Source organism: uncultured Frigoribacterium sp., assembly GCF_963515265.1.
GTDB lineage: Bacteria > Actinomycetota > Actinomycetes > Actinomycetales > Microbacteriaceae > Frigoribacterium.
Genome location: NZ_CAUPYL010000213.1, coordinates 1 through 4,180 on the forward strand (window position 1 = coordinate 1; position 4,180 = coordinate 4,180).

The following is a 4,180-nucleotide window of genomic DNA, read 5'->3' on the forward strand; positions in this document are numbered from 1 at the left end:
AGCCCGAGGGGGGCGCGGACGAGGCTCGTCGTCGTGCTGCCGAGGCGCGCCGTGCCGCGCGCCGTGCGTCGGGGGAGCGGCGGCGCACGGAGCGGACCGAGGTCCGGCGGTTCACGAGGCGGTCACGCCACCGCCGAGCCGCGTGGGTGACCGCCGCGGCCGTCGCCCTGTCGCTCGCGGCCTCGGTCGGGATCGCCGTCTTCTCACCGCTCCTCTCGCTCGAGCAGATCGAGGTGGAGGGGACGGACCGGGTCGACGCCGCGTCGGTGCAGGCCGCCGTCTCGGGCCAGCTCGGCACCCCCCTGGCACGGATCGACTTCTCGCGGATCACGACCGAGCTCGAGCAGTTCCCCCTCATCGCGAGCTACGTCACGGAGACGGCTCCGCCGCACACCCTCGTCATCCGGGTGACCGAGCGTCAGCCGATCGCGACGGTGCCCTCCGGTGACGGCTTCGACCTCGTCGACCCCGCCGGCGTCGTCGTGCAGCACCTCGACGCTCGCCAGGAGGGCGTCCCGCTCGTCGACGTGGGCGGCGCCCCGTTGGACGACACGGCCTTCCGGTCGACCGCCGAGGTCCTGCTCGCCCTCCCTCAGGCGCTCAGGGCGACCGTGGACTCCGCGACCGCCTCGACCGCCGACGACGTCACGCTGTCCCTGACGACGGGGGAACGCGTGGTCTGGGGCAGCGCGGACGACTCGGCCGAGAAGGCGCAGGTGCTCTCGGGGCTCATCGCCGACCAGGCGAGGCGCGACCCGGCCGCGTCCGTCGAGTTCGACGTGTCCGCACCGGACAACGGCATCATCCGGACCCGGTGACACGCCGTCCGTTCGCGACACGCCTGCCCGGCTGGACCGTGCGTCTCGCGGCGGCACCTAACTTGTGACTGCAGCACTTACATACCATGTACAACCTTAACCTTCAACTTCCGAGTTAAGGTTTCAGCGGAGGCCCGGACGTGACAACGAACCATAACTACCTAGCCGTGATCAAGGTCGTCGGTGTCGGCGGCGGTGGCGTCAACGCCGTCAACCGCATGATCGAGCTCGGTCTCCGCGGAGTCGAGTTCATCGCCATCAACACCGACGCTCAGGCACTGCTCCTCAGCGACGCCGACGTCAAGCTCGACGTCGGCCGCGAGCTGACGCGCGGCCTCGGCGCCGGTGCCGATCCCGAGGTCGGCCGCCGCGCCGCCGAGGACCACGCGGAGGAGATCGAGGAGGCGCTGGCCGGCGCCGACATGGTCTTCGTCACCGCAGGCGAGGGCGGCGGCACGGGCACCGGCGGCGCGCCGGTCGTGGCCCGCATCGCGAAGTCGATCGGTGCGCTGACCATCGGCGTCGTCACGAAGCCCTTCGGCTTCGAGGGCAAGCGCCGCCAGGCCCAGGCCGAGGCGGGCGTGGCCCAGCTCAAGGACGAGGTCGACACCCTCATCGTGGTCCCCAACGACCGCCTCCTCGAGATCTCCGAGCGCGGCATCTCGATGGTGGAGGCCTTCGGCACCGCCGACCAGGTGCTCCTCGCCGGCGTCCAGGGCATCACGGACCTGATCACGACCCCCGGCCTCATCAACCTCGACTTCGCCGACGTCAAGTCGGTCATGCAGGGCGCAGGCTCGGCCCTGATGGGGATCGGCTCGTCGCGAGGGGCCGACCGGGCCATCAAGGCCGCGGAGCTCGCCGTAGCGTCGCCGCTGCTCGAGGCGAGCATCGACGGCGCCCACGGCGTCCTCCTGTCGATCCAGGGCGGCTCGAACCTCGGCATCTTCGAGATCAACGACGCCGCGCGCCTGGTGCAGGAGGCCGTCCACTCCGAGGCCAACATCATCTTCGGCGCGGTGATCGACGACACCCTCGGCGACGAGGTGCGGGTGACCGTCATCGCCGCCGGCTTCGACGGCGGCGAGCCCACGGCCAAGACCAAGGACCGACGCTCGAGCTTCGTCGAGTCCGACGCGGCCCCGGCCGCGGCGTCGACGCCGGGCGTCTCGGCCATCGCCGACAGCGGTGCGTCGCACGACACCCCGTCGTGGCGCCGACCCGACGACCACGCGGCCACGCAGGCCGTCGACCCTGCCTTCGACGGCGGCGACGACGACCTCGACGTGCCCGACTTCCTCAAGTAGCGCGTGACCGACGGTCTCGACCTCGGAGGCGACCTCGGCGAGCGTCTCGCCCGGGTCGCCTCCGGCGTCGACGACGCGGTCAGGGCCGCCGGACGCCAGGCCGACGAGGTGACGACCATCGTCGTCACGAAGTTCCACCCGGCGTCGCTGGTCCGTGAGCTGCACGCCCTGGGCGTGCGCGACGTCGCGGAGAACCGACACCAGGAGGCGCAGGCCAAGTCGGCCGACACCGCCGACCTCGAGGGCCTCCGGTGGCACTTCGTGGGCCAGCTCCAGTCGAAGAAGGCACGGCAGGCGCGGCGCTACGTCTCGGCCGTGCACTCGCTCGACCGGGACAGCGTCGTCGACGCCCTCGGGGTCGACGACGGCCACGTCGTGGACGGCTTCGTGCAGGTGTCCCTCGACGGCCAGGAGGGCCGGGGCGGCGTCCCCGTGTCCGAGGTCGAGCGCCTCGTCGAGCGGCTGCTGCACGTGCCCGGCGTCCGCCTCAGGGGAGTGATGGCCGTGGCGCCGCTCGGCGAGCCGGCGCGGCCGGCCTTCGCGCGCCTCCGTCGGGTCTCCGATGCGGTCCGTCGGACGGCTCCCGGCGCCGACGCGATCTCCGCCGGCATGTCGCACGACTTCGCCGACGCGATCGCCGAGGGAGCGACACACCTCCGCATCGGCACCGCAATCACGGGTTCGAGGCCCGAAGCTCGTTAACCTCGGACACAACGCCCCACGACCCGGAGGACACCCCATGGCCAACCCCCTGCGAAAGACGATGGTCTACCTGGGCCTCGCCGACGAAGAACTCGAGTACGACGAGCAGGAGCAGCGGCAGGAACAGCGCCAGCAGCCTGCCCAGGCCGCTCAGCCGGCCGCTCGCCAGTCCTCCGCGGCGGCACACGCCTCCCCGGTCGCCCCCGTCCCCGCGCCGGCACCTGCCCCCGCCGCGACACGCGCCCCCGTGACGCCCCTGCGTCGCAGCTCGACCTCCTCCACCTCGAAGAACACGGTGCCCCACGACATGAACGAGATCCTCACCGTCCACCCCCGCGAGTACAAGGACGCCCAGGCGATCGCCGAGAGCTTCCGGGACGGCATCCCCGTCATCATCAACCTGTCGCAGATGACGGAGGCCGACGCGCGTCGCCTCGTCGACTTCGCCAGCGGCCTGTCGCAGGGCCTCTTCGGCAAGATCGAGCGCGTCACGAACAAGGTCTTCCTCCTGTCCCCGGCCCACATCGCGGTGAGCGGCGAGCAGGCCGAGGTAGAGTCCGACATCGAGGCGTCCTTCTTCGCGCAGTCCTGAGCGGCGGCGTCCCGACGCCCCGACTCCTCTCCGTGGCTCGACCACGCCGACCAGTGTGAGCTGATGACACCCCGATGACGTTCCTGATCGCCTCGATCGCGTACTACGCGCTCCTCCTGTTCTTCCTGTTGATGTGGGGGCGATTCGTCCTCGACCTGGCACAGTCCTTCAGTCGGGGCTGGCGCCCGCGGGGGCCCGTCCTGGTGCTGGCCGAGATCGCCTACACGGTCACCGACCCGCCCATCAAGGCCGTCCGCCGTGTCCTCCCGCCCGTGCGGCTGGGGTCGGTGGCCCTCGATTTCGGGTGGAGCATCATCATGCTCGCCGTCGTCATCCTCATGGGCGTCGCCAGCGGGCTCCGCTTCGCATGACGTCCGGCCTGGCCTCTCTCCGCGCGGCGAGAGGGTAGGCTTCTGCGAGGGCAACCGCGCCCCCGCTGCCCTCAGGGGCCAGTGTTCGCTACGGTGTAGTCGAACGACACAGACCACGATCACGATCACGTGATCCCACAGATGCACGAGGTGACGGCAATGGCTTTGACGCCTGAAGACGTAGTCAACAAGCGGTTCCAGCCGACGAAGTTCCGCGAGGGCTACGACCAGGACGAGGTCGACGACTTCCTCGACGAGGTCGTCGCAGAGCTGCGACGACTCGGCCAGGAGAACGACGAGCTGCGCCAGCGGCTGACGTCCGCCGAGTCGGCGGGCGGCTCCGCCGTCCCCGCCCCGGTCGCCGCCAGCGCCCCGGCATCGGCCCAGGCC

Annotated in this window: 6 protein-coding genes; all 6 read left to right on the plus strand. The window is 71.2% G+C overall.

The window, feature by feature from the left end:
- Positions 1 to 818: FtsQ-type POTRA domain-containing protein (locus tag RWM17_RS12745; RefSeq protein WP_314104213.1), on the plus strand; the 818-nt coding region annotated here is incomplete at its 5' end.
- Positions 819 to 958: 140 nt separating this feature from the next.
- Entirely contained in the window at positions 959 to 2,125 is a 1,167-nt protein-coding gene (ftsZ, locus tag RWM17_RS12750) for a cell division protein FtsZ (RefSeq protein WP_123545577.1), read from the plus strand.
- A 3-nt stretch (positions 2,126 to 2,128) separates the two neighbouring features.
- Entirely contained in the window at positions 2,129 to 2,827 is a 699-nt protein-coding gene (locus tag RWM17_RS12755) for a YggS family pyridoxal phosphate-dependent enzyme (RefSeq protein ID WP_314104215.1), read from the plus strand.
- 37 nt (positions 2,828 to 2,864) lie between these two features.
- Positions 2,865 to 3,419, plus strand: coding sequence for a cell division protein SepF (locus RWM17_RS12760; RefSeq protein ID WP_192041592.1), 555 nt, complete (start codon positions 2,865 to 2,867; stop codon positions 3,417 to 3,419).
- A gap of 74 nt (positions 3,420 to 3,493) precedes the next feature.
- On the plus strand, positions 3,494 to 3,790 hold the full coding sequence (locus RWM17_RS12765) for a YggT family protein (protein WP_194612061.1): 297 nt from the start codon (positions 3,494 to 3,496) through the stop codon (positions 3,788 to 3,790).
- 159 nt (positions 3,791 to 3,949) lie between these two features.
- Positions 3,950 to 4,180 (plus strand): DivIVA domain-containing protein (locus RWM17_RS12770; RefSeq protein ID WP_314104220.1); only part of this gene is annotated, 231 nt, incomplete at its 3' end.

Coding starts and splice junctions, on each gene's coding strand:
- RWM17_RS12760 (WP_192041592.1), top strand. CDS start 2,865: ATGGCCAACCCCCTGCGAAAGACGATGGTCTACCTGGGCCTCGCCGAC.
- RWM17_RS12765 (WP_194612061.1), top strand. CDS start 3,494: ATGACGTTCCTGATCGCCTCGATCGCGTACTACGCGCTCCTCCTGTTC.